A 24,812-nucleotide genomic window follows, 5' to 3' on the forward strand; every position below is an offset into this window, starting at 1 on the left:
ACCATAATGGTAAGTCCGCCGCCGTCCCTGTCCACGCCCTCACCCACCCGCCTTCAGCGCCACCAACCGCCGCTCGGCGTTCTGGTTCTTCGGGTCCAGTTCGAGGGAGCGCTGGTAGGCCAGGATGGCGGCGGGCTTGTCGCCGGTCGCCGCCAGCGCCTCGGCCAGGCTGTCCTGGGCGTTGCCGCTGTCGGGGTAGAGGTCGGCGGTCAGCTTCAGGATGGCCAGGGCGTTCCGGGGCTGGCCGTTGCTGAGCAGGCGGTAGCCCCAGTCGTTCAGCTCCGCCTCCGGCAGCGTCACGCCTGGCTCACGCGCCTTCATCGCGGCGTAGAGGGCCGGCACCTGGTCGAAGCCGTGGCGCTGGATGTCCACGCGCAGGGCGGCCAGGCCGGCCAGCTTGGCGCCGTAGAAGGCGGCCACCTGGTCGATCATGTCCTCGGGGCTGGCGCCGGACAGGTTGGTCAGGATGACCACGCCGACATCATCCTCGGGATAAAGGAAGAAGGCGGAACGGCCGCCACCGGTCATGCCCACGGCGCGGTGGCCGCCGTGGTCCAGCACCTCCCACCCCAGGCCCCACTGGCCCGGGCGGCCGTCGTTGAAGGCGGCGGGCGTCCACAGCAGGCGCAGGCTGTCGGCGTCCAGCAGCTGGCCTTGGGACAGGGCGATCATCCAGCGCGCCATATCCTCCGCCGTGCTGTCCAGGCCGGAGGAGGCGCGGTGCATGGGGCGGAACAGCTCATAGACCGGGTGGGGTGTCGCCACTTGGGCGCCATCCGGGGCGCCATCCGGCCCCGCCGCATAGCTGTTGCGGTAGCCGGCGGCCTTGCCGGGCGTCACCATGCTGCTGTCGCCATAGGCGGTGTGGGTCATGCCCGCCGCCTCGATCTCCCAGCCGATGATGGGCGTGTCGGACGGCTGGCCGGTCAGCCTATCCACCACCCGCTGCACCAGGGTGTAGTTGGTCTGGCAGTAGTCGAAACGTTCGCCGGGGGTGAACTTCATGGGCTGGGCCTGCACCCAGGCCCAGATGGCCTCACCCCCCACCCGCTCATCCCGGTCGCCGGGCGCGCGGTTGATGTCGGGCAGGCCGGACATGTGGGCCAGCAGCTGGCGGATGGTGATGGGGCGCCAGGCGGCGGGCAGGTCGTCCAGGTACTGGCCCACGGGCGCATCCAGGTCCAGCCGCCCGGCCTGCACCTGCCGCATCGCGGCTACGCCGGTGAAGGCCTTGGTGATGGAATTGACGGCGAAGATGGTCTCGTTCGTCACCGGCACCGGCGTCTGCAGGTTGGCCACGCCATAGCTGCGCGACAGCACCAGGCGGCCATGCCGGATGACCGCCACCTGCAGGCCGGGGATGCCCAGCGCCCGCATCTGCTCCTGCAGGAAGGCGTCCACCTGGGCCGCCACCGGGTCCACCGCGACGGCGGCCGGTGCGGCCCTGTTGGCGGCCACCACCGCCTTGCCCGTGGCCGCCTGGGCCACCATCGGCACCCCCGTCAGCAGCAGCAGCGCCGCCAGCCCCCTCATCCCGCGCATGATCCCTCCCCGCATCAACATTTGAGCCGCGGCATGCTAGCCGGCGGGCGGGGGGACGCTGAGGGCCACTCCGGTGGCCCCAAGCCCCCAAGTGGCGTCACTCGTGGCGTCACAGTGGCACCACCGCTGGATCAGACCGCCACGTCGGCCTTGATGTGGGCGTGAGGGTCGTAGCCGGTGATCTCGAAATCCTCGAAGCGGTAGTCGAACAGGCTGTCCGGCTTACGCTTGATCACCAGCTGGGGGAAGGGTCGCGGCTCACGCGTCAGCTGTTCTTCCGCCTGGGGGATGTGGTTGAGGTAGAGGTGCACGTCGCCGCCCTGCCACACCAGGTCGCCCACGCCCAGGTCGCACTGGTGGGCCAGCATGTGGATCAGCAGCGCGCCCTCGCACAGGTTCCAGGGCAGGCCCAGCAGGGTGTCGGCGCTGCGCTGGAAGATCAGGCCCGACAGCTTCCCGTCGGCCACGAAGAACTGATAGGTCATGTGGCAGGGCGGCAGTGCCATGTCCGGCAGGTCGGCCACGTTCCAGCCGGTGAACAGCAGACGCCGGCTGGTGGGGTTGGTGCGGATGCCGTCCACCAGTTCCTGGATCTGGTCGATGACCTTGCCGTCCGGCCCCTGCCAGCGGCGCCACTGCTTGCCATAGACAGGCCCCAGGTCGCCCCACTGAGCGGCGAAGGCCTCATCGGCCAGCACGCGGGCCTCGAAATCCTCCTGGCTGATGTCCTCGCCCGTCTTCCTGCGATAGTTGGCCAGGGGCCAGTCGGTCCAGATGCGCACCTTGTTGACCAGCAACGGACGGATGCTGGTGTCGCCCGACAGGAACCACAGCATCTCGTGGATGGCCTGGCGGTGGAAAATCTTCTTGGTGGTCAGCAGGGGGAAGCCGGCCGACAGGTCGAAGCGCATCTGCTCGCCGAACAGCGCCTTGGTGCCCACGCCCGTGCGGTCCACCCGGGCGGCGCCCTGGTCGATCAGGCGGCGCAGCAGCGACAGGTACTGGTATTCCGGATGCGCCATGGCGGCCCTCAACAAACGATCGCCGGGCGGCCCGACGCGGAAACGGTATCACTACATAATGTAGCGCCCGGGCATCCGGAACCCCATATCTCAAGAAGCGGTACGGGCCGGCCGCGCGGGCGCCCGACTGGCCCGCCCGGAAAAGGGCGCGGCCCTGCCATTCCCCGAAGGGCTTTCACTTTTGGTTCCGGGTCCCTATATTAGGGATGTCGGGCTTGCCCGACTATGGCGATAAACGCCTTGCGGAATAAGCGTTGCGGACCCGGGGGCGGTACCCGGCGCCTCCACCATCATGGGGGCGAATCAGGATCGACGTGCGTGGTAAAGGCATGGTTTTCGCTCGGCATGGTTCCGCCGTTATCGGGCCGTTTCATAGGTGCCAACGATAATTCGGCGCCTGCTCTTCGCATGGCCGCCTAATACCCTCAACGGGGTATTAGCGGAAAGCTAAGAACGGGGTTCGGGGGGCACCCGGCAACAGAAGCCCCCCACTGAACGGCCCCGATTGGCGAATATCCAACCCGCCGGTCGGCCCGTCCTTTGGCCCACCCGCTGGCGTTTTCGCGCGCCTAAGCTTGCAAATCGCGCGCCGGGCGGGTCTATTGGTGACGTTATACCCCGCTACCGGAGCGTTTTGCCTGCCATGTCCACTGATCTCCTTCGCTACGACCGTATGGTCGAGGCCGCCCTGCGCCGCGTCGTGCGCGACGCGCTGAAGGAAGTGCAGGAGCATGGCCTGCCCGGGGAGCACCATTTCTTCATCAGCTTCCGCACCCAGTATCCGGGCGTGCGCATGCCAGAATTCCTGCGCGCCAAGTACCCGGATGAGATCACCATCGTCCTGCAGTACCAGTTCTATGGCCTGGACGTGAATGACGAGCGGGTGGAAGTGACACTGAGCTTCAACGGCAGTCATGAGCGCCTGGTGGTACCCATGGCGGCTATCACCACCTTCGCCGACCCCTCGGTCAACTTCGCCCTGCAGTTCCAGCCCCCCGATGAGGAAGAGGCGGAAGAGGGCGAGGAGGAGACCACCGCCGAGGAAGAGACGGCACCCGAGGGTGAGGACGACGACACGCCCAAGCAGGGCGGCACCGTCGTGGCGTTGGACGCCTTCCGCAAGAAGTAAGTTCCACGGCGGGGGGAGCAGCGACCATGCCCGTCTCCCCGGATTTCCTGGACTACATCCTGGATCTGCTGGCACCCCTAGGGCCGGTCGAGGCGCCGCGCCTGTTCGGCGGCCGGGGTTTAACCCTGCACGGCCGCAACTTCGGCCTCATCACCCGTGATGACACCCTGTACCTGAAGGCCGACGCCGTCAGCCAGCCGACCTTCGAGGCCGCCGGCTGCATCCGCTTCGCCCCCTGGGCCGACAAGCCCCACCGCTCGCTGGGCTACTACACCCCGCCCGAGGGCGCCATGGACGAGCCTGAGGAGCTGCTACGGTGGGCCCGCTTGGCCGTGGACGCCGCCCTGCGCGCGCCTGCCAAGGCGCCGAAGAAGGCGAAGGCGCCGGCGAAGAAGAACCTGGCGGACATGCTGCTGGGGTAGCGGGTGCGGTCCCGCGATCAGTCTTCGTGGCGTTCCACGTATTCGCGCAGGGCCTGATTGATCCGGCTTTGATACCCCCGGCCTTGGGGGTGCTCACGGAACCAGGCAACCAAGTCCGCATCCAGGCGCAGGGTCAACTGCTGCTTCATTGGCCGGAACATACCGCGCCGCGCCCCGGTCCAGTCGGTCCGCTCCGGAATGTCGATCGTATCGATTTCCTCATCCGGCATCGCCACCAAGGCCTTGATCTGCGCCTCCAGATCGGGGGTCAGATCAGGAGATGGAGCGGCAGCGGATCCGCGCCGCTTGCGCGCCCTGAAGACCGCCCGCTTCTCAGCCAGCTTCATAGTCAGCCCTTTCCCTCGCCGTCGCCTTCCGGACGCTGATGATCCGGCCGGCCCTTCCTCCGCATCGGGGCCGCCCCTTCCTCCGCATCGGGAAGGGTATGGACCACGAACAAGATCAGATCCGCGGCACCTTTGACCACGGAGCACACAGTGTCCCAGCGTTCCTCATCGGGATATGGGTCTTCCATGGTCAAGGCATAAGGATCATCAAGCGCCAAGGCCGCCAGATCGAAACCGACCTTGTGTTTCCTTAGATTCGCCTCGGCCTTCCTTGGATCCCATGTCCAACGCAAGCGTCACATTCCCGATTTGTAGCTACATAGATGTAGCTACAAATCGGCCTTATCGCAAGGCGACCCAAACAAAAAGGGCGGCCCCAGCGGGACCGCCCTTTTTGTTTACGCGCCCAACCCCGGTGGGGATCAGGTGTCCAGGAAGCTGCGCAGCTTGCGCGAGCGGGACGGGTGCTTCAGCTTGCGCAGCGCCTTCGCCTCGATCTGGCGGATACGCTCGCGGGTCACGCTGAACTGCTGGCCCACCTCTTCCAGGGTGTGGTCGGTGTTCATGCCGATGCCGAAGCGCATGCGCAGCACACGCTCCTCACGCGGGGTCAGCGAGGCCAGGACGCGGGTGGTCGTCTCGCGCAGGTTCGCCTGGATGGCGGCGTCCAGCGGCAGGACGGCGTTCTTGTCCTCGATGAAATCGCCCAAGTGGCTGTCTTCCTCGTCGCCGATCGGCGTCTCGAGGCTGATGGGCTCCTTGGCGATCTTCAGGACCTTGCGGACCTTCTCCAGCGGCATCATCAGCCGTTCGGCCAATTCCTCCGGCGTGGGCTCGCGGCCGATCTCGTGCAGCATCTGGCGCGAGGTGCGCACCAGCTTGTTGATCGTCTCGATCATGTGCACGGGGATGCGGATGGTGCGGGCCTGATCGGCGATGGACCGGGTGATGGCCTGGCGAATCCACCAGGTGGCATAGGTCGAGAACTTGTAGCCGCGGCGGTATTCGAACTTATCAACGGCCTTCATCAGGCCGATGTTGCCCTCCTGGATAAGGTCCAGGAACTGCAGGCCGCGGTTGGTGTACTTCTTGGCGATGGAGATGACGAGGCGCAGATTGGCCTCCACCATTTCCTTCTTGGCGCGGCTGGCTTCCTTCTCGCCCTTCTGCACCGTGGAGACGATGCGGCGGAACTCGCTGATCGGCAGGCGCACGCCTTCCGCGATCTCGTTGATGCCCTCGCGGACCTTCACGATCTCGGTGGCGCTGCGCTCGGCGAACTTGGCCCAGGCCTTGGAGTTGCCCTTCACCCGGTCCAGCCAGTTGGGGTCCAGCTCGCTGCCGTAATAGTGGTGCAGGAAGTCCTCGCGCTTGACCTTGCAGTCGGTGGCCAGGCGCAACAGCTTGCCCTCGAAGCCCATGAGGCGGCGGTTCATGCCGTACAGCTGCTCGACCAGGGCCTCGATGCGGCTGTTGTTCAGCCGCACGGAGTTGACCAGCTCGGTCAGCTCGGCCTTCAGCTTGTCGTACTTCTTGTCCTGGGCCTTGCCCAGATCCTCGCCACGCTGGATGGCCGCCAGCCGCAGCTCCTGCATCTTGTGCAGCTTGTCGTAGGTGTCCTCGATGGTCTGGAAGGTCTCCAGCACCATGGGCTTCAGCTCGGCTTCCATGGCGGCCAGGGAAATGCCGCCCTCCTCCTCGCCGCCTTCGCCGGGCTCACCGCCCTCGGCCCCCTCGGGGCGCTCACCGCCCTCGCCGTCGCCGGCACCCTCGCCACCCTCTGCCGCACCTTCCTCGCGCGGGGCCTCCTCGGCGCCCAGCACCGCCTCGGTCAGTTCACCCGACTCCGGATCGACGCCATAGGTCGCGTCCAGGTCGATGATGTCGCGCAGCAGCATCTTCCCTTCGTTCAGGGCCTCGTGCCACTGGATGATGGCGCGGATGGTCAGCGGCGATTCGCAGATCGCGCCGATCATCATCTCGCGGCCGGCCTCGATGCGCTTGGCGATGGCGATTTCGCCCTCGCGCGACAGCAGCTCCACCGAGCCCATCTCGCGCAGGTACATGCGCACCGGGTCGTCGGTGCGGCCGATATCGTCATCGTCCAGGTTGCCGGAGACGCGGCCCTCGCCGTCGCCACCGCCTTCGCCGCCGGCCTCGGAATCCTGCTCTTCCGATTCGATGACGTTGATGCCCATCTCATTGAGCATGGCCATCGTGTCCTCGATCTGCTCGGAGGAGGACTGGTCGGGGGGCAGGGCCGCGTTCAGTTCGTCATAGGTGACGAACCCCCGCTCCTTGCCGCGCTGGATCATCTTCTTGACGGCCAGGCCCATGCCATCCATCAGCGGGCCGTCCACCTGTTCCTCACGCGCCTCGGAAACGTCCGCACTCTGCGCTGCTTTCGTGGCCATTCGCTCAATGTCCCCGACTAACTGAAATGCAAACCAACTGAACGCCGGTTCAACCCTGACGGCCGGCCTTCATGGGCGCCGGCCCATACCCTTCACTCATAGACACGCAACTCAAGACACGCGCCTGGGGCCTAAGCCCGTCGACACTGCGACCCCATCGACATGGGATCCGCCGACACGGGGTGCCGGACTAAACTGGTGCTTCCGATACCCAAAGAAAGCGCCGGTTCCCACCAAAAACAGGGGTTGGGACGAAAAAAAGGCGCCGCACCGGGCGAAAACCCCGGTAACGCCACCCCATCATCGTCCCTAACCGTCCGTCCTGGCCGGACCCGCATCGCCTTGTCGCGTAATCGTCGCTCCCCAGCGCAGCATCACTTCCAACCTCATCCGGCCGGCCCGCCGGTGGATCATGCCACCGGGAGGAACCGTCCGCCCCCGTCCGGTGCGGAGGTACCTTGGGGTGGTGGCGTCAGACGCCCTCACCCTCCGGATCCAGGGCATGGCCCCGGCGTATCAACTCTTCCCGTTTAAGGGCATTCACCCGGGCCAGGGTTTCCTCATTGAAATCCTCGGCCAGGCGTCTCTCCGCCTCGCGCAGCTCGGCCTGGAATACCAGGTCCTGAAAATTCAGCCACAGCTCCTGCCAGCCCGCGCGAGCGGATTCAGGCGTCGCCTCCGGACGGGCGTAAGAGGGCAGGTCCGCCCCCAGCGTCTCATCCAGTTCCTCGGCAAAGCCGCAAGCTGACAAGTGGCGTCGTAAACCCTCGGCGTCAAGTCCCGAATCGTGGAACAGGCGTTCGACCAGCGCCTGGCGCAGCCGTTCCAGCCCCTCGGTGGCAAAGCTGATCATGGCCAGCGTCTCGCCCACGGCCTCGAACAGCGCCGGGTGGTTCAGCACGACGGCCAGCAGCAGGCGCTCGCGCCCGCGCACCGATCCGATCCCCATGCCGACGCGATAGCGCTTGTCCCATTTCCGCGCCACCGGGAAGGGATTGTCGCCCGGCCGCGGTCCCCGGGTGTAACCGCCCTGGAACGCCGGGCGCGCGGCACGGCCCAGCTGGTACAGCCGATCCTTGAAGGCGCGCTGGTAAGCGTTGCGCACTCGCACATCGGGGATGCGCTCCAGCTGGGCGTCCAGTGCTGCCTGCATACCGGCCTGGGCATCGGGCTGGGTGAGGTCGCGGTCCGCCGCCTCCATGTCCCACAGCACATCCGTCAGGGGCCGGGCGCGGTCCAGCACCGCCTGGAAGGCGGCGGCACCGCCGGCGCGAATCAGGCTGTCGGGATCCTCCTTCTCCGGCATGAAGGCGACACGCACGGAATGGTCGGGCAGCAGCAGCGGCAGCACCCGCTCCACCGCACGGAAGGCGGCGCGCCGGCCGGCGTTGTCGCCGTCGAAGCACAGGATGGGCAGGCGCTGCCCCTCGGGCGCCAGCTTCCACAGCGCCTGGATCTGCGTCTCCGTCAGCGCCGTGCCCAGCGGCGCCACCGCGCCCTCGAACCCCGCCATGACGCTGGCGATGACGTCCATATAGCCTTCGGTGACGATCACCGGCTTGCCATCCGCCGCCGCCTGGCGTGCCCGGCTCATGCCGTAGAGGATGTCGCCCTTGTGGAACAGGGGGTTCTCGGCGGAATTGATGTACTTCGGCCCCTCCCCCTCCAGGATGCGGCCGCCGAAGGCCACCACCCGGCCACGCCGGTCGGTGACGGGGAACAGCACCCGGTTGCGGAAGAAGGGAAAGGGCGCGCGGCCGTCGTCCGGCCGCTTGAACAGCCCGGCCTCCACCATGTCGGCCTCGGTGTAGCCGGCGGTCACCAGTTCCGCGCGCAGGGCCGCGCCGTCGCTGGGCGCGTAGCCCAGGCGGAAGCGGGCCATGGCCTCGTCATCCAGGCCCCGGCCGCGCAGGTAGGCCAGGCCGTGGCGGCCCGCGGGGGCGCGCAGCTGCGCCTCGAACCAACGGGTGGCGCGCTCCACCAGGTCATACAGCGACTTCTCGCGCTCGAACCGCTCCCGCTCCTGCGGGCTGGCCTTGGGCACCGTCAGGCCGGCCTCGGGCGCCAGCGCCTCCACCGCCTCCATGAACGACAGATTGTCGTTGCGCATGATGAAGCCGATGACGTCGCCGTGCGCGCCGCAGCCGAAGCAATGGAAAAAGCCCTTCTGGTCGTTGACGTAGAAGCTGGGCGTCTTTTCGTTATGGAAGGGACAGGGCGCGCGGAATTCCCGCCCCGCCCGCTGCAGGCGCACGCGCCGCATCACCACGTCCGACAGGGTCAGCCGGTTCCGCAGCTCTTCCAGGAATTGGGGCGGCAGGGCCATGGGCGGTGGCGGGGTCCGAAAAATGGTCTGTCAGGAGGGGGGCCAGGCGGCGCGCCCGGCCCCGGGCGGGTGGTTCTCAGCCGTTCAGCGCGGCCTTGACCAGCGGACCGACGGTAGAGAAGTCCATCTGGCCGGTGTACTTGTCCTTCAGCACGGCCATGACCTTGCCCATGTCCTTGACGCTGGCGGCGCCGGTGTCGGCCACGGCCTGGGCGATGGCGGCCTTGGCCTCGTCCTCGGTCAGCTGCTTGGGCAGGAAGGACATGATGACGGCGATCTCCGCCTCTTCCTGGGCGGCCAGTTCCTCCCGGCCGCCCTGGCGGTACAGGACCACGGATTCGCGGCGCTGCTTCACCATGGTCTGCAGCATGCTGCCGATCTCGGCCTCGGGGATGCCGTCCATCTGGCCCTTGGGACGCGCGTCGATGTCCCGCTTCTTCAGTTCCGCCATGATCATCCGGACGGCGGACAGCGTCTGCGTGTCCTTCGCCTTCATGGCGTCCTTCATGGCCTGGGTGATACGCTCGCGCAGCATGGGTCGGCTTCCTCAAGAGGCTTCATGGCAACCGGCACGCCATCCGCCGGCCCCAGGTTTTGGGGGCGCACGCGGGATGGTAGCCAATCAATGGGGAAGGACGAACCTTACCCGGCCAACCCCTTGAGCGCCAGCGCCCAGATGACAGAGGCGCCCCCGCGCCCCGAGCATGGGGGCCATCGCTTGACCCGGCCGCCCGTGTTCTCTATGTGACAGAAGAATTTCCGACGACATTGGGGCGGCCCTCGCGGCATGCCCGCGTTCCAGGGGGCGGCTCCCGCCCCGTGCTCAGGCGCGCGCCCACAAGGTCGAACCGGATGAGATGAGAGGGCACCTTCAAGGCCGGCAGCCGCGAACGCCGTCCGGGGAGTGCCCCGCAGCGAATGGAATGAAGCGATGACCGCAGCCGCCCCCACCCACCCCCCGCAGCCTGAGGGCGCCACCGGCGTGCTGGTTCTGGCGGACGGCAGCATCCATTGGGGCAAGGGCATCGGCGCCGCCGGGCAGTCGGTGGGCGAGGTCTGCTTCAACACCTCCATGACCGGCTACCAGGAAATCCTGACCGACCCGTCCTACGCCGGCCAGATCATCACCTTCACCTTCCCGCACATCGGCAACGTCGGCACCAACGACGAGGACATCGAGACGGTGACCCCGGCGGCCCGGGGCCTGATCCTGCGCGTCGACATCACCGAGCCGTCGAACTGGCGCGCCACGCGCAACCTGGACGCCTGGCTGAAAAGCCACGGCCTGGTGGGCCTGGGCGGCCTGGACACCCGCGCCCTGACCCGCCGCATCCGCGACGGCGGCGCGCCCAACGGCGTCATCGCCCATTCCCCCGACGGCAAATTCGATCTGGACACCCTGCTGGCGCAGGCCAAGGCCTGGCCCGGGCTGGAGGGCATGGACCTGGCCAAGGACGTGACCTGCGGCCAGACCTTCACCTGGGATGAGAGCGCCTGGACCATCGCCGGCGGCTACGGCCGCCAGACCGATCCCAAGCACCACGTGGTGGCCGTCGACTTCGGCGCCAAGCGCAACATCCTGCGCTGCCTGGCCAACGCCGGCTGCCGCGTGACGGTGGTGCCCGCCACCGCCACGGCCGAGGACATCCTGGCGCACAAGCCCGACGGCGTCTTCCTGTCCAACGGCCCCGGCGACCCGGCCGCCACCGGCACCTATGCCGTGCCCATGATCCAGCAGATCGTGGCCAGCGGCCTGCCCCTGTTCGGCATCTGCCTGGGCCACCAGCTGCTGGCCCTGGCCCTGGGCGGCCAGACCACCAAGATGGAAAAGGGCCACCGTGGCGCCAACCACCCGGTGAAGGACCTGGCCACCGGCCGGGTGGAGATCACCAGCCAAAACCACGGCTTCGTCGTGCTGCCGGAAAGCCTGCCGGACACGGTCGAGGTAACCCACGTGTCGCTGTTCGACGGTACCAACGAGGGCATCCGCCTGAAGGACAAACCGGTGTTCTCCGTCCAGTATCACCCGGAGGCGAGCCCCGGTCCGGAGGACAGCCATTACCTGTTCGACCGGTTCATCGAGAACATCGCCGCCCGCTGACGCGGCAATATTGACCGAAGTATTGATGAACGTGCCTGGAGGGCCGGTGGAGTGCGCTTCACCGGACCTCACCTTTTGAGTATCCGACGCCTCTCGAAAAAATCTTACGCCGCTGCTATAAAATTCATTCGCAGGCGGCATGAGGCCAATAATGGGCGTGTTCGATTTCCTGAAAAAAGATGTGGTGGAAAAGGTGAAGGTGCCCACGCTGGCTGCCAGCGTGGTCATCAATTCGAAGACCTATCCCATCAACAACATGGCGGCCAACAGCTTTACCGCCACGGGGGCCGCCGGCCTGGGCCAGGGGACGAGCTTCAAGATGAAGGTCGCCTTCAAGGACAGCAAAGAGAACATCGCCTTCTTCTGCGACGGCCAGGTGGCCGCCATTATTGGCAAGGACGCCAAGATCAACTTCGTCAACCTGGACGAGGCGCGGCGCCTGAAGGTCGCGGGCTTCCTGACGCGCTACCTGCGTTCCCGCTGATTGGACGCACCCGGAAGGGCGAATATCAGTAAAATTTTAAATAATTCCCGTTAATAGCTTTTTCATCACTTGCGGTACCGACTCCCCAGCCGGGGTTGATCGGTGATATTCTCAAGTGATGCGCATCTCTTCTGTCCTGCTTTCGGCGTTCCTGGCGACGGCCCTCGTGGCCGCGGCGCCCGCCCATGCGCAGACCGCCGCGCCGGCAACGCCCACGCAATGGGTGGTGCGCCCCACGCCGCCGCATGACGGGCTGAAGCTGGCGCAGCCTCAGCCGGGCCACCTGGGCGCCGGCCCTCACGACCCCAGCCCGCCGCCGGCGGTGGCCCTGCCCCTGCCGCCGCGCTACACCCAGCCGCGCATCGTCTATGCCTTCGCCGGCCCGGCGGCGCGCATGATGACGGTGTCGCGCGACCTGTCGGACGCCTGTCGGCGCGGTCGCTTCATCCAGCGCATCGATATGCTGTACCGCGCCTTCGGCCCCAAGGAGAGCCCGCTGGGCGTGGCCTATGGCACCTGGGCCATCAACCTGGTGGACCCCGACCGCAAGCGCGAGGTCGGCACGGTCTATTTCTTCGATAAGCAGGACACGGCCCGCTGCACCGTCTACACCGCCCGGCAGGACGTGCTGCTGCCCTGGTATTACGGACCCGGCGGTGGCTACGGCAAGGACCCGGCCGCGCCGAATCCCGTCGCCAACGGCGTCACCCCCGTTTCGGCCCCCGCGCCCAAGGCCCCCTAAGCCGCTGAATTCCAAGGGATCAAGCCCTGGTTTGACCCGCGGGTTGCGGTAGGCGCACCCCCCCACCCCATATGCAGCGCTTCCCCCCGGGGCGGGGTCCCTTTATATAAGCGGCTCAGCCGAACAATCCCCCGCGCCACCATTCCAGGGCGGGGGATTGTTTTGTGTGGCCGGAGTCTGGAGCCCCCGTCGGGTTGGGCCGGACTGACCGGACGGTAGAATTCAAAAAATGGCGGCTGACCCTTATGCCTAAACGCACAGACATCAAGTCCATCTGCATCATCGGCGCCGGCCCGATCATCATCGGCCAGGCTTGCGAATTCGATTATTCCGGTGTGCAGGCGTGCAAGGCGCTGAAGGAAGAGGGGTACCGGGTCATCCTGGTCAACTCCAACCCCGCCACCATCATGACCGACCCGGGCCTGGCCGACGCCACCTACGTCGAGCCCATCACCCCCGCCGTCGTCGCCAAGATCCTGGAGAAGGAGCGGCCCGACGCCCTGCTGCCCACCATGGGCGGCCAGACCGCGCTGAACACGGCGCTGAAGCTGTTCCACGACGGCACGCTGGATCGGCTGGGGGTCAAGCTGATCGGCGCCAAGGCCGACGTCATCGAAAAGGCGGAGGACCGCCTGCTGTTCCGTGACGCCATGGACAAGATCGGCCTGGAAAGCCCCAAGTCGCGCATGGTGAAGTCGGAGGCCGAGGCCGCCGACGCCCTGGCCTATGTCGGCCTGCCCGCCATCATCCGCCCCAGCTTCACCCTGGCCGGCACCGGCGGCGGCATCGCCTACAACAAGGCGGAATATGTCGACATCGTCCGCGGCGGCCTGCGCGCCAGCCCGGTGGGCGAGGTGCTGGTCGAGGAATCGGTCCTGGGCTGGAAGGAGTATGAGATGGAGGTTGTGCGCGACTGCCGCGACAACTGCATCATCATCTGCTCCATCGAGAACATCGACCCCATGGGCATCCACACCGGTGACAGCGTCACCGTGGCGCCCGCGCTGACGCTGACCGACAAGGAATATCAGCTGATGCGCAACGCCTCGATCGCCGTGCTGCGCGAGATCGGGGTGGACACCGGCGGGTCCAACGTCCAGTTCGCCGTGAACCCGGAGAACGGCCGCGTCGTCGTCATCGAGATGAACCCGCGCGTCAGCCGCTCGTCCGCCCTGGCGTCCAAGGCCACCGGCTTCCCCATCGCCAAGATCGCCGCCAAGCTGGCCGTGGGCTACACCCTGGACGAGCTGGACAACGACATCACCGGCAGCACGCCCGCCAGCTTCGAACCGACGATCGACTACGTCGTCACCAAGATGCCGCGCTTCGCGTTCGAGAAGTTCCCCGGCGCCGACGCCCTGCTGACGACCTCGATGAAATCGGTGGGCGAGGCCATGTCCATCGGCCGCAGCTTTGCCGAATCGGTGCAGAAGGCCCTGCGCTCCATGGAAACCGGCCTGACCGGCTTCGATGAGGTGGATCTGACCGGCGGCACCGGCGTGGTCGATCCGCTGAAGATCCGGGCCGCCCTGTCCAAGCCCACGCACGACCGCATCCTGGTCATCGCCCAGGCCTTCCGCCACGGCCTGACGGTGGAGGAAATCCACGCCGCCTGCCGCGTCGATCCCTGGTTCCTGCGCCAGATCGAAGAGGTCGTGCAGGCCGAGGCCGGCGTGAAGGCCGCCGTCCAGAAGGGCGGCCTTGCCGCCCTGACCCAGCGGGATTTCGCCAGGCTGAAGGCCCAGGGCTTCTCCGATGCCCGCCTGGCCACCCTGACCGGCGCCACCGAGGCCGCCGTGGCGACGGCCCGCCGCGGCTTCAACATCCGCCCGGTGTTCAAGCGCATCGACACTTGCGCCGCCGAATTCGCCAGCAAGACGCCCTACATGTACTCCACGTACGAGGGTGACGGCAGCGTGGCCGGCGAGTGCGAGTCCGAGCCGACGGACAAGAAGAAGGTTGTCATCCTGGGCGGCGGTCCCAACCGCATCGGCCAGGGCATCGAGTTCGACTATTGCTGCGTCCACGCCGTCTACGCCCTGCGCGAGGCCGGCTACGAGACCATCATGGTCAACTGCAACCCCGAGACCGTCTCCACCGACTATGACACCGCCGACCGCCTGTACTTCGAGCCGCTGACGGCCGAGGACGTGATCGAACTGGTGCGGACGGAGCAGGCCAACGGCGAGGTGCTGGGCGTCATCGTGCAGCTGGGCGGCCAGACGCCGCTGAAGCTGGCCCGCGACCTGGAAGAGGCCGGCATCCCCATCCTGGGCACCAGCCCGGACGCCATCGACCTGGCCGAGGATCGCGAGCGCTTCCAGCAGCTGCTGCACAAGCTGAACCTGCGCCAGCCGGCCAACGGCCTGGCCCGCTCGCTGGAAGAGGCGGAGAAGGTGGCCGACCAGATCGGCTTCCCCGTCGTCATCCGCCCGTCCTACGTGCTGGGCGGCCGCGCCATGGAGATCGTCCACGACCAGGCCGGCCTTAAGCGCTACATGGGCAACGCGGTAAAGGTGTCGGGCAAGAACCCGGTGCTGATCGACAGCTACCTTCAGGACGCCATCGAGGTGGATGTGGACGCCGTCTGCGACGGCACCCAGGTCTATGTCGCGGGCGTGATGGAGCACATCGAGGAAGCCGGCATCCATTCCGGCGACAGCGCCTGCGCCCTGCCCCCGTACACCCTGCCCAAGCCGGTGGTGGACGAGCTGTCGCGCCAGGCCGAGGCCTTGGCCCACGGCCTGAACGTCGTCGGCCTGATGAACATCCAGTTCGCCATCAAGGCGAATCCGGAGGGCAACGGCCCGGCCGGCCAGGATATCTACATCCTGGAAGTGAATCCGCGCGCCTCGCGCACCGTGCCCTTCGTCGCCAAGGCCACCGGCACGGCCATCGCCAAGATCGCCGCCCGCGTCATGGCCGGCGAAAAACTGACCGACTTCAAGCTGGGCGGCGCCTTCCCGCCGCACACGGCGGTGAAGGAGGCGGTGTTCCCCTTCAACCGTTTCCCCGGCGTCGATATCCTGCTGGGGCCGGAGATGCGGTCCACCGGCGAGGTCATGGGCCTGGACCCCAACTTCGCCATGGCTTTCGCCAAGGCTCAGCTGGGCGCCGGCGTAACCCTGCCGACCACCGGCACGGTGTTCATTTCGGTTCGGGAACGAGACAAGCCTGCCCTGGTTCCGGTGGCGCGCCGCCTGGTGGACATGGGCTTCAGGATCGTCGCCACCTGCGGCACCGCCAAGGTGCTGTCGGCGGCCGGCATCCCGGTCAGCCAGATCAACAAGGTGCTGGAGGGCCAGCCCCACATCGTTGACGCCATGATCGATGGTGAGGTGCAACTGGTGTTCAACACCACAGAGGGCGCTCAAGCCGTCTCCGACAGCTTCAGCTTGCGCCGCACCGCACTCGTCAATAACATTCCCTATTACACGACGGTCGCGGGGGCCCGCGCCGCCGTGGACGCCATCTCGGCGCTGCGCACTGGCAGCCTTGAGGTTGCGCCGCTTCAGTCCTATCTGAGCGGGACTTACTAACCTGCGGGTGATCGATCGACCAGGGGATGACGGCCGACCGGCCGCCATCCCGGGATCAAGATCACCCTCGGGAGGGTTTCTCGTTGTCGCGATGCGGCCCCTCGGGGCTCGCCCCAGGGCAAGATCCCCTGGGTTCTGAGTAACGGAATATCGAAGGCTATGGAAAAAATCCCGATGACGTTTGCGGGTTACACCCGCCTCCAGGAAGAACTGAAGCATCTGAAGGTCATCGAGCGGCCGGCGGTGATCAAGGCCATCGCCGAGGCGCGCGAGCACGGCGACCTGTCGGAAAACGCGGAATACCATGCCGCCCGTGAGCGCCAGAGCTTCATCGAAGGCCGCGTCATGGAGCTGGAAGACAAGATCAGCCGGGCCGAGGTGATCGACGTCAGCAAGCTGACCGGCAACGCCGTGAAGTTCGGGGCCACCATCCGTTTGGCGGATGAGGACACGGATGAGGAGTCCACCTACCAGATCGTGGGTGCCGACGAGAGCGACATCAAGAACGGCTTCCTGTCGATCACCAGCCCGCTGGCGCGCGCGCTGATCGGCAAGCATGTCGGCGACAATGTCGAGGTGACCACGCCCGGCGGCTCCAAGAGCTACGAGATCGTGGAGATCGCCTTCCGCTGAGGCGGCGGCGACCTTGCGCATTAAAAAGAAAGGCCCCCGCCGGATTGTCCAGCGGGGGCCTTTCTTTTGTGCCTTCACGCGAAGCGGCTGCGGGGGGCCGCGCCCGGGGCCTGAGGGGCATTTGATCAAGGATCAAATGCCATGCGAAAGCGCTTATTCCCCGTCCTCGTCGTCCTCCAACACCTCGGGGCCCACATCGACGTCGATGGGAACGCCGGGGGTGTACTTGGACTGGCGGATGGCCAAGGCCGACTTCACGTGGCTGACGTTGGGGGCCGCCGTCAGCTTGGTCGTCAGGAAGCGCTGGTAGCTGTCCCAGTCCGCGGCCACGATCTTCAGCAGGAAGTCGGTTTCGCCGGCCAGCATGCTGCATTCCCGAACCTCGGGCCAGCTGTTGACCATGCCTTCGAACTTCTTCAGATCCGCTTCCGCCTGGGAAGACAGGCCCACCTGCGCGAACACCGTGACGCCGAAGCCTAGGGCCTCGGGGTTGATGTCCGCATGGTAGCCCCGGATGAAGCCCGCCTCTTCCAGCGCGCGGACACGCCGCAGGCAAGGGGGCGCAGAGATGCCGGCCCGCCGGGCGAGTTCCACGTTGGTCATTCGGCCGTCCGCCTGCAAGTCGCGCAGGATACGCCGATCAATTCGGTCGAGTTTGACCCGCCGCATGGTATTGTCTTGTGCTCCCGGGAGGGGTGGAGTTGAAAGGATATTACATAGATTGCCCGCCGCCCCCAGGCAAGAAAGATTATTGCGCGCGAAACCGTCCCATCCTTTGGGGATGCGCGGTACACTGGCGCCATGAACGCCCAGAGCCCCCTGGCGGCCCCCGCCGTCCCCCCAGCCCCACAGCCCGCAACCCCGCCCATCTGCTGGGTTTTATCCGATGGCAAGGCCGGCATGGAAAACCAGTGCCTGGGCCTGGCGGAGGCCGTAGGCGCCACGCCGGTGGTCAAGCGCATCCACCTTAAGACGCCCTGGCGCCAGCTCAGCCCCTACCTGCCGCTGAGCCTCGACCACGGCCTCACCCCCGACTCCGACGCCCTGGCGCCGCCCTGGCCGGATCTGCTGATCACCTCCGGCCGGCAGGCGGTGGGCGCCGCCCTGGCCATTCGCCGGCGTAGCGGCGGGCGCACCTTCTGCGTCCACATCCAGAACCCGGGCGTGCCCTTCGGCTGGCTGGACCTGGTGGTCATGCCGGCGCATGACCGTAAGGTCGGTCCCAACGTGATGGAGAGCCTGGGCGCCCTGCACCGGGTGACGGCGGCGCGCCTGGCGGCGGAGGCCGCGGCATTCGCGCCCGAGCTGGACCACCTGCCCCGCCCCCGTGTGGCCGTGTTGGTGGGCGGCTCCAACGGTGTCTACCAGTTGACCCCGGCCGTGACCGCGCAGCTGGCCGACCGGCTGGCCACACTGGCGCGCCAGGGCATCGGCCTGATGGTGACGCCCTCGCGCCGCACGGGGCCGGAGAACGAGGCGGTGCTGCGCCAGCACCTGCAGGGGTTGCCGGCCGTGGTCTGGGACGGTGCCGGCGCCAACCCCTATTTCGGCTATCTGGGCCTGGCCGACGCCGTCCTGTGCACCGGCGACAGCGTGTCCATGGTGTCGGAGGCGGCCAGCACCGGCAAACCCGTCTATGTCATCGCCCTGGAGGGCAAGTCGGCCAAGTTCGACCGCTTCCACCAGCTGATGGTGGAGCGCGGCGTCACCCGGCCCTTCACCGGCGTGGTGGAGAACTGGACGCCCACGCCCCTTGACGACACCCCCCGCGTGGCGGCCGAGGTGCTGCGGCGCATGGCCGCCCGGCGCTGACGCCCCGACGGCGCACGGGGACGCGGCCTGTGTTATGGTGGGCCCATCCGTTGCTGGGATGGGCCAATCGCCTGGGCCCAGCATTGACCCCGATGCGCCGCCGCCCCATCTGGGGTGAGGTATTTGCGAACCAATCTCAGCAAGAACGATTCTAAAGTACGATCCGACCCCGGCGTCGCATCAAGCGCCAGCCCCCATCAAGCGCCAGTCTTAGAAGAAGCAGGACCATGATCGGCACTTCCGTCCCCTCCTCCCCCGCGTCTGGCGCCCTGCTGGCGACGGACCCGGGCCACAACATCGACCTGGACGCCTTTCGCGCCACGCCCCTGTCGCACGACCCCTTCGCCCACCTGATCATTCCCGGTTTCGTGCGGGCGGAGGTACGTGAGGCCATCCACCGCGATTTCCCCGAGATCGAGCAGGCCGGCAGCTTCCCCTCACGGGAACTGAGCTTCGGCCCGGCCTTCGCGGCGCTGCTGGAGGAAATCCAGGGCCCGGCCATGACGGCGGCGTTCGAGGAGAAGTTCGGCATCGACCTGACCGGCCACCCCACGATGGTGACGGTGCGCGGCCGGGCCAAGGCCCAGGATGGCCAGATCCACGTGGACAGCAAGAGCAAGATCATCACCGTCCTGCTCTACATGAACCCGTCCTGGGAAACGTCGGACGGCCGCCTGCGCCTGCTGCGCGGGCCGGAAAGCCTGGACAACGCGGTGACCGAGATCCCACCGGCCGAGGGCACCCTGCTGGCCTTCCTGAATGGCCCTACCGCCTGGCACGGCCACACCAGCTTCGTCGGCCCACGCCGCGTCATCCAGCTGAACTGGGTGCAGGACGACGGCGTGGTGAAGCGGGAACAGTTCCGCCACGCCTTGTCGGCCAAGATGAAGCGCCTGAACCCCTTCCGCTGAATCTGTGAAAACGGTGCGTCTGCCCGTATAACGCCCTGATGCGTCACCGCCGGCCTGTTTGCGGGCCGGCGGTCCCCTTGTCATTTGGACCCGTCCATGCCCCTCAAGATCGAAACCTTCAGCAACGTCACCGGCGGCAGCAGCTACTTCAAGGCTATCGGCCACCCGCTGGCGGCGGAACCGGCGCAGGCGCTGCTGGCCGATCTGCGGGCGGCGGGTCGGGTCGCCGTCTACGACCCGCTGAACATGCTGGAGCCGTTCGACGAGATCCATCACCTCACCGGCCCCGGGGGATCGGTCGACGTGGCGGCGGTCTATGCCCAGAACGTGGACAAGATCGGCCAGCCGCTGCTGGGCCGGCCGGCCCAGCCGGTGACCGCCCTGGCCGGCACCGCGGTAGATGCTGTGTTCGTGGCGGCCTTCGATGCCGAACGGCTGGTGGCCCATATCCGGCACCTCATTCCCGCCGGCGCCAAGATCTACTCCCTGGACCCGCTGAAGCTGCCGGAGGAGTTGCTGACCAACCGCCGCACCTATCTGGCGCCGCTGAACTTCGCCACCAACTACGCCTTCTTCCGCGACGGCGCCGGCCACCACACCCGGGTGGTCACGGCCAACTACTGGTCCAGCTACGGCGCCGCCGAGCCCTATCTGTGGCTTTGCCTGTTCGGCGAGGACGGCCAGGTGCTGGCGCGCTGGACGCAGGATCTGCCGGGCGCCGACGGAACCGTGGTCATCGACAGCGCGGCCGTGCGCAAGGAGTTCGACCTGCCGGAATTCACCGGCCAGCTGTTCATCCATGTCGTGGGGGCAGCCGGCCACGATGTGGTGAAGTATGCGCTGGACACCTATGGCGACGCCGCCGACACCCTGTCCTGCACCCATGACGCCAACGCCTGGCCCTCGGACCTCTACGCCGGCCTGCCCGCCCCGCGGGACGATGAGCGCGTGATCCTGTGGGTGCAGAACAGCCACCCCTGCCCCATTCCCGCCGGCGCCGTGGCGCTGAACCTGATGGGCCACGATACGGCCGTGATGCTGGACCGGGAAGTGCCCCCCTACGCCACCTACGCCCTGGACGTGGCCAGTCTGCTGCCCGACGCCCGCTGGCCGCAGCAGTTGGAAATCCGCGCCGGCAAGCATTTCGTCCGCCCCCGCTATGAGGTCATCCGCACCGATGCCGCCGGCGCCATCCGCCACCGCATCGCCCACCCGAACGTGGAGCGCGTGGACCTGAAGCCGGACCCCAAGCTGGCCACCCTGACCAACCTGATGGGCAAGGGCTTCATCCTGCCCGCCCCCATCTTCCCGGCGGGCCGCTTCCGCACCATCGCCCTGCCCACGCCCATGGGCACAACGCAGAGCCACCTGCCGCTGACCGCCATCGTCTATGACGCCGACGGCACGGAGGTGGCGCGCCGCGACCTGGGCCGCCTGCCGCGCGACCATGAGACGGTGTTCGAGGCGGCCGACATCCTGGAGGGCAAGAGCCTGCCCTCGGGCTATGGCCATCTAGAGCTGATCTACGACTTCGCAGCCGGCGAGAACGACGCCGACGGCTGGCTGCACGCCCTGTTCCGCTATGAGGACGGCGTCAGCGGCCACGCCGCCGAAACCAGCTTCGGCGCCCACATGTTCAACACGGTGCTGACGTACAAGAACGAGCCGCAGTCCTATTCCGGCCGAGCGCCGGGCCTGTCCACCCGCCTGTTCCTGCGTACCGGCATGGCGGCCGACGTGGACACGCTGTGCCACCTGATCTACCCGGCCAGCACGCCGTGGAACGCGCGCTCCAACACCGCGCTGATCCTGATGACCAAGGACGGGGAGGAGGTGGCCCGCCGCACGGTCACCATCGCCTGCTCCGGCAGCTTCCACTTCCGCGTGGGCCAGACCTTCACCAGCGGTGAGATCAAACAGGCCGGCCGCGACGCCTACGTCCTGATCCGCGACACCACCTGCCGCCTGTTCGGCTATCACGGCCTGATCCGCGATGGCGCCCAGGGCGCCTTCGCGCTCGACCACATGTTCGGGTTTTAGGAACCGGCGACCGGGTGGCATGTCCTCTGGCCAGATCCAATGCGCTTTGAAAGCGCATTGGATTGCCGATTGCCTTCCCCTTGTGATACAAACGGTGATCATGGTGAAAGAGAGGGACGGCCATGCCCCGAGCAAGCGTTGACGACAACGGTCGGTTCTCGATGGATATTCCACCGTTGGAGAAGGCGCGCCTGGTCCGGGCGGCCACGCTGGAACACACGACCCTCAAGGATTTCCTGCTCCGCAATTCGCTGCGCGCGGCGGACTTGGTGATCGAACGCGCGGAACGGATCGCGCTGTCGGAGCGTGACACCCGGAAGATACTGGACCTTCTGGACAACCCGCGTGAGCCTAACCCGCATATGGTGGCCATCCTAAAGGACCGGCAGGCCACGTGATCGCGCTTCCTGCGTGGCGCGAAGAGGCCATCGATAAGAAGCACGACCGCAAGGGCTTTGACTGCGGACAGGCGGACCTCAATCTCTTCATCGCCCAATATGCTCGCCAATCGCATGAAAGCGGAGCGGCGAAGACCTATTGCGCGATTGAGGCGGCCGACGGAAAGACCATTCTCGGCTTCTACACCATCAGCCCGGGCCAAGTGGATTTGCATCAGGTCCCCCTTGCCGCAAGGCCGGGCGGCGGGGGCCGTTATGCGCTGGGTGGCTTCCGGCTGGCGCGCTTGGCCGTGGCCAAGACCCATCAGGGCCGCAGCCTGGGCGGCCACCTGCTGGCATGTGCGATGGAACGCTGCATGCGTGTTTCGGCCCAGGTGGGCGGCACCGCCCTGCTGATTGACGCCAAGGACGCAGCGGCAGCCGCGTGGTATGCCCGTTATGGCGCCCTGCCGCTCGACGACCGGCCGCTTTCCCTCGTCATGTCCTACGCGGAATACAATAAAGCCCGCGTTGCCGCCGGACTGCCCCCTTTGTAGGAGAGGCGCGGGGCCGCCTGGTTCTCGGACCGGCAAGCCTACGCCCCTTACTCGGCGCTGGTGTTTTGCTCTTTTACTGCGCGCTCGCGCTCTGCCTGGGCAGGCTGCCCACCGCGTCCAGCACCTGGGCCTCGGTCAGGATCTGCGGCCAGACGTCCGGCTCGGCCTGGCCGGGACGATAGAACAGGTAGAGGGGCACGCCGCTGCGGCCGTGGGCTTGCAGCACGCGGGTGATCTCGGCGTCCCGGTTGGTCCAGTCGCCCTTCAGCAGGGCCACGTTGTGGCTTTTCAGCGCCTGGTGCACCGTGTCGCTGGACAGGGCCACGCGCTCATTCACCAGGCAGGTGATGCACCAGGCAGCGGTGAAGTCCACCAGCACCGGGCGGTTGTCGGCGCGCAGCTTGTCCAAGGTGGCGGGGGAAAAGGCCTCGAACCCGTCGGTCAGGACCACGGCCTTGCCGCCCGCCGCCGGGGCGGCATTGCCACCGGCCTGGGGCACCACGGCCGCCACCGCCAGCACCAGGGCCGCCAGGGCGGCCAGGGCGCCGCCGCGCCGGCCCCAGCCCTCGGCATAATGCGTGACGCCATAGAGCCAGGCGGCGAAGCCCACCAGCACCAGGCCAACCAGGATGCCGGTCATCCCGGGCGCCCCCACCTGCACCGCGAACACCCAGACCAGCCAGGCGGCGGAGCCGTACAGGGGGAAGGCCAGCACCTGCTTCAGCCGCTCCATCCACGCGCCGGGCTTGGGCAGGTGGCGCAGCAGCCAGGGGCTGCAGGCCAAGGCCAGGAAGGGCAAGGCCATGCCGAAGCCCAGGGCCAGGAAGACGGCCAGCGCCACATACCAGGGCTGGACCAGGGCATAGCCCACGGCCGCCCCCATGAAGGGCGCCGTGCACGGCGTGGCGACGACGGAGGCCAGCACGCCGGTGAAAAAGGAGCCGGCATAGCCGTCACCCTGGGTCAGCCCCTGCCCCACACCCATGAACTGGTCGCCCACGGTGAAGACGCCCGACATGCTGAGGCCCAGCAGCAGCATGACATAGGCCAGCACGGCCACCACCAGAGGCGACTGCAGCTGGAAGCCCCAGCCGATTTCCTGCCCGCCGGCGCGCAAGGCCATCAGCACGATGGCGATGGCGGCGAAGCAGGCCAGCACGCCGCCGGTGTAGACCAGGCCGTGCAGGCGGGCGTGGGCGCCCTGGTGTCGCACCAGGGCCATGGCCTTCATGGACAGCACGGGGAAGACGCAGGGCATCAGGTTCAGGACCATGCCCCCCAGGCAGGCGAACAGCACCGCCTGCCACAGGGGCAGGACGGGCGCGTTGCCGGTGTCCGCTGCCGCGCCGCCGGCCGGCGCGGCCCCAACGCCGTCGGCGGGAATGGCGATGGCCAGCGCCTGGGTGGTGGGCTGGCCGTTCACCAGTTCCGTCACCTCCAGGATGCCGTTCACCGGGCCGGGCGTGGCGCGGCCGGTGGGCTTCAGGGTCAGGGTCAGGCCATCCTTGGTGACGGCCAGCTGCTGCGGCGCGCCGGCCTCCACCAGGTCGGGGTTCTCGGCGAAGAAGTAGGCGTCCTTGACCTGGTCAGCCGTCAGGCCGGGGGCGGCCAGGCGCAGGGTGACGGCGGTCTTGGTGCTGCTGACGCTGGCGGCGTAAGGGCTGGGCACCGGCAGGGCCGCACGCGCCTCCGCGAACAGCGGCGCCACGGCCGGGTCAGGGCTGGCGCTGGCGGCGACCGGCACCTCCAGGGTCAGGGTGGCGTCCTCGGGCACGCATACGTCGGCGCAGATCAGCCAGTTGGCGGCGGCCGTCAGGGTGACGGTGCCGCCCGGCTTGGCATCGGCCGGCACGTCCAGGCGCGCCAGGACGTGGGTGGCCTTTTCATAGCCGTAGTTGACCAGCGGGCCGGTGGTGAAACGGTGCGGCGCCGGGAAGTTCAGCGGACCGGCCTTCCAGCCGGCAGGCAGGGTCCAGTTGACCTCCGTTGGCAGGCCCGAGTCGCCGGGATTGACCCAATAGGTGTGCCAGCCATCCTGCAGCTTCTGGTCCAGCGCCACCCACAGCGGCTGGCCGGGAACGGCGGGACCCTCGGCCACCAGCTGGCTGACGGTGTGCTCGGTGTGCACCGGGGCGGCCGACGCGGACGCGGCTGCGAAGCCGGCGAGCGCCACGAGATACACCGCCCATTTCCTGAAACCGCCCATCACCGCCGCCGTCTTCCATCGTTCATCCACAAACCCATCCCCCTCATGTAGTGCATGAGGGCGGCCGCCGCCATGGGGGAATGGCCGCACCCCAGGCCCGCCAGCCCCCGCACCTTGGCGGCACCGGACACTCCTTTTCTGTGACGTCTGGCGTTGAGCTCGGGGCCGCTTGCCGGTATCGTCCCGCGTCTGAGTGAAATGTCACGCC

General features: G+C 67.5%; 21 protein-coding genes and 1 other RNA gene. 13 read left to right on the top strand and 9 right to left on the bottom strand.

Annotation, left to right across the window (positions count from 1 at the left end):
- Window positions 1-39: 39 nt before the first annotated feature.
- Window positions 40-1,542, bottom strand: a complete 1,503-nt coding sequence (locus FBZ89_RS10445) for a serine hydrolase domain-containing protein (protein ID WP_246172131.1) — start codon at window positions 1,540-1,542, stop codon at window positions 40-42.
- A gap of 131 nt (window positions 1,543-1,673) precedes the next feature.
- A complete protein-coding gene (gene thyA, locus FBZ89_RS10450) occupies window positions 1,674-2,564 on the bottom strand; it encodes a thymidylate synthase (RefSeq protein ID WP_145749927.1) in 891 nt (296 codons plus the stop codon).
- A 169-nt stretch (window positions 2,565-2,733) separates the two neighbouring features.
- On the opposite strand from thyA, the gene ssrA reads away from it, so the two are divergent.
- From ssrA to FBZ89_RS10465, 3 genes are all read left to right on the top strand, one after another.
- Window positions 2,734-3,057: a transfer-messenger RNA gene (gene ssrA, locus FBZ89_RS10455) on the top strand.
- Window positions 3,058-3,207: 150 nt separating this feature from the next.
- Window positions 3,208-3,693, top strand: coding sequence for an SspB family protein (locus tag FBZ89_RS10460; protein ID WP_145749928.1), 486 nt, complete (start codon window positions 3,208-3,210; stop codon window positions 3,691-3,693).
- A gap of 26 nt (window positions 3,694-3,719) precedes the next feature.
- Window positions 3,720-4,115: a TfoX/Sxy family protein gene (locus FBZ89_RS10465; protein WP_145749929.1), complete on the top strand. Its 396-nt coding sequence runs from the start codon at window positions 3,720-3,722 to the stop codon at window positions 4,113-4,115.
- A 17-nt stretch (window positions 4,116-4,132) separates the two neighbouring features.
- Here FBZ89_RS10465 and FBZ89_RS10470 read toward each other — a convergent pair whose 3' ends face one another.
- From FBZ89_RS10470 to FBZ89_RS10490, 5 genes are all read right to left on the bottom strand, one after another.
- Complete coding sequence (locus FBZ89_RS10470) at window positions 4,133-4,462, bottom strand: BrnA antitoxin family protein (RefSeq protein WP_145749930.1); 330 nt, start codon at window positions 4,460-4,462, stop codon at window positions 4,133-4,135.
- A gap of 2 nt (window positions 4,463-4,464) precedes the next feature.
- Entirely contained in the window at window positions 4,465-4,755 is a 291-nt protein-coding gene (locus FBZ89_RS10475) for a BrnT family toxin (protein WP_211115184.1), read from the bottom strand.
- Between the two features lie 129 nt (window positions 4,756-4,884).
- Window positions 4,885-6,876, bottom strand: a complete 1,992-nt coding sequence (gene rpoD, locus FBZ89_RS10480) for an RNA polymerase sigma factor RpoD (RefSeq protein ID WP_145749931.1) — start codon at window positions 6,874-6,876, stop codon at window positions 4,885-4,887.
- 472 nt (window positions 6,877-7,348) lie between these two features.
- The gene (gene dnaG / locus FBZ89_RS10485; RefSeq protein ID WP_145749932.1) at window positions 7,349-9,202 is read right to left on the bottom strand and encodes a DNA primase; all 1,854 of its coding nucleotides are present in this window, start codon (window positions 9,200-9,202) and stop codon (window positions 7,349-7,351) included.
- Window positions 9,203-9,278: 76 nt separating this feature from the next.
- Entirely contained in the window at window positions 9,279-9,737 is a 459-nt protein-coding gene (locus FBZ89_RS10490; protein ID WP_145749933.1) for a GatB/YqeY domain-containing protein, read from the bottom strand.
- A 396-nt stretch (window positions 9,738-10,133) separates the two neighbouring features.
- Between FBZ89_RS10490 and carA the strand changes: the two genes are divergently transcribed.
- The 5 genes from carA to greA all read left to right on the top strand — a co-directional run bounded on the left by carA (window position 10,134) and on the right by greA (window position 16,701).
- Window positions 10,134-11,303 carry a glutamine-hydrolyzing carbamoyl-phosphate synthase small subunit gene (carA, locus tag FBZ89_RS10495; RefSeq protein ID WP_145749934.1) on the top strand — a complete coding sequence of 390 codons (1,170 nt, stop codon included), beginning with the start codon at window positions 10,134-10,136 and terminating at the stop codon, window positions 11,301-11,303.
- 151 nt (window positions 11,304-11,454) lie between these two features.
- The gene (locus tag FBZ89_RS10500; RefSeq protein WP_145749935.1) at window positions 11,455-11,787 is read left to right on the top strand and encodes a hypothetical protein; all 333 of its coding nucleotides are present in this window, start codon (window positions 11,455-11,457) and stop codon (window positions 11,785-11,787) included.
- Between the two features lie 118 nt (window positions 11,788-11,905).
- A complete protein-coding gene (locus FBZ89_RS10505) occupies window positions 11,906-12,529 on the top strand; it encodes a hypothetical protein (RefSeq protein WP_145749936.1) in 624 nt (207 codons plus the stop codon).
- A 245-nt stretch (window positions 12,530-12,774) separates the two neighbouring features.
- Window positions 12,775-16,068, top strand: coding sequence for a carbamoyl-phosphate synthase large subunit (gene carB, locus FBZ89_RS10510; RefSeq protein ID WP_145749937.1), 3,294 nt, complete (start codon window positions 12,775-12,777; stop codon window positions 16,066-16,068).
- Window positions 16,069-16,227: 159 nt separating this feature from the next.
- Window positions 16,228-16,701: a transcription elongation factor GreA gene (gene greA / locus FBZ89_RS10515; protein ID WP_145617113.1), complete on the top strand. Its 474-nt coding sequence runs from the start codon at window positions 16,228-16,230 to the stop codon at window positions 16,699-16,701.
- Between the two features lie 153 nt (window positions 16,702-16,854).
- Here the strand turns inward: greA and FBZ89_RS10520 are convergent, their stop codons facing one another.
- Complete coding sequence (locus tag FBZ89_RS10520; RefSeq protein WP_145749938.1) at window positions 16,855-17,370, bottom strand: Lrp/AsnC family transcriptional regulator; 516 nt, start codon at window positions 17,368-17,370, stop codon at window positions 16,855-16,857.
- 231 nt (window positions 17,371-17,601) lie between these two features.
- Here FBZ89_RS10520 and FBZ89_RS10525 point away from each other — a divergent pair, with 231 nt between their 5' ends.
- The 5 genes from FBZ89_RS10525 to FBZ89_RS10545 all read left to right on the top strand — a co-directional run bounded on the left by FBZ89_RS10525 (window position 17,602) and on the right by FBZ89_RS10545 (window position 22,398).
- Window positions 17,602-18,513, top strand: coding sequence for a mitochondrial fission ELM1 family protein (locus tag FBZ89_RS10525; RefSeq protein WP_186457288.1), 912 nt, complete (start codon window positions 17,602-17,604; stop codon window positions 18,511-18,513).
- 227 nt (window positions 18,514-18,740) lie between these two features.
- Window positions 18,741-19,424, top strand: a complete 684-nt coding sequence (locus FBZ89_RS10530) for a 2OG-Fe(II) oxygenase family protein (RefSeq protein ID WP_145749940.1) — start codon at window positions 18,741-18,743, stop codon at window positions 19,422-19,424.
- Window positions 19,425-19,520: 96 nt separating this feature from the next.
- Window positions 19,521-21,464, top strand: coding sequence for a hypothetical protein (locus tag FBZ89_RS10535; protein WP_145749941.1), 1,944 nt, complete (start codon window positions 19,521-19,523; stop codon window positions 21,462-21,464).
- A gap of 122 nt (window positions 21,465-21,586) precedes the next feature.
- A complete protein-coding gene (locus tag FBZ89_RS10540) occupies window positions 21,587-21,862 on the top strand; it encodes a type II toxin-antitoxin system TacA family antitoxin (RefSeq protein WP_145749942.1) in 276 nt (91 codons plus the stop codon).
- Window positions 21,859-22,398 carry a GNAT family N-acetyltransferase gene (locus FBZ89_RS10545; protein ID WP_211115185.1) on the top strand — a complete coding sequence of 180 codons (540 nt, stop codon included), beginning with the start codon at window positions 21,859-21,861 and terminating at the stop codon, window positions 22,396-22,398. Before FBZ89_RS10540 ends, FBZ89_RS10545 begins: the two co-directional genes overlap by 4 nt.
- 73 nt (window positions 22,399-22,471) lie before the next feature.
- On the opposite strand, the gene FBZ89_RS10550 is transcribed toward FBZ89_RS10545, so the two are convergent.
- Complete coding sequence (locus tag FBZ89_RS10550; protein ID WP_211115186.1) at window positions 22,472-24,634, bottom strand: protein-disulfide reductase DsbD family protein; 2,163 nt, start codon at window positions 24,632-24,634, stop codon at window positions 22,472-22,474.
- Window positions 24,635-24,812: the final 178 nt, after the last annotated feature.

It is taken from the genome of Nitrospirillum amazonense (genome assembly GCF_007828045.1).
Taxonomy (GTDB): domain Bacteria; phylum Pseudomonadota; class Alphaproteobacteria; order Azospirillales; family Azospirillaceae; genus Nitrospirillum; species Nitrospirillum amazonense_C.